This is a genomic window from Peribacillus sp. SIMBA_075 (genome assembly GCF_046534585.1).
Map to the genome: position 1 here is coordinate 1 of NZ_JAWRYN010000221.1, position 359 is coordinate 359.

A 359-nucleotide genomic window follows, 5' to 3' on the forward strand; every position below is an offset into this window, starting at 1 on the left:
CTGCTTTTCCAACGAACAGTAGAATAGAGAAAAGCCTACTCTCTTCGAACGAGAAAGTATCACCCTGTCATCCCGCAGCAAGGCTCGCTGGGTGCTAGTGGGGATCTCGCACCTCTGGCTCATATGGTGTTAGTAATGCTCGGCAAAGGACAGGCAACAGTAAACGGTAAGCTTTTGGCTGGAAGCGATGCCCTGCTTGCGGTCGGACTCGCTCCGATTCGTCTACAAGCAAAGGAAGGTCTTGCTCTCATTAACGGAACCCAAGCGATGACTGCTCAATTGTGCCTTGCCCTGTATGACTCGCGGGTCGCCCTGGAAAGCGCAGAGGTAATTGCGTCGATGACAATCGAGGCTCTTCG

The 359-nt window shown here is 52.9% G+C and carries 1 pseudogene; it reads left to right on the forward strand.

Features of this window, described 5'->3' with window-relative positions:
* Positions 1–51: 51 nt before the first annotated feature.
* A pseudogene (locus SB775_RS27945) lies at positions 52–359 on the forward strand (aromatic amino acid lyase); the annotation flags it as partial.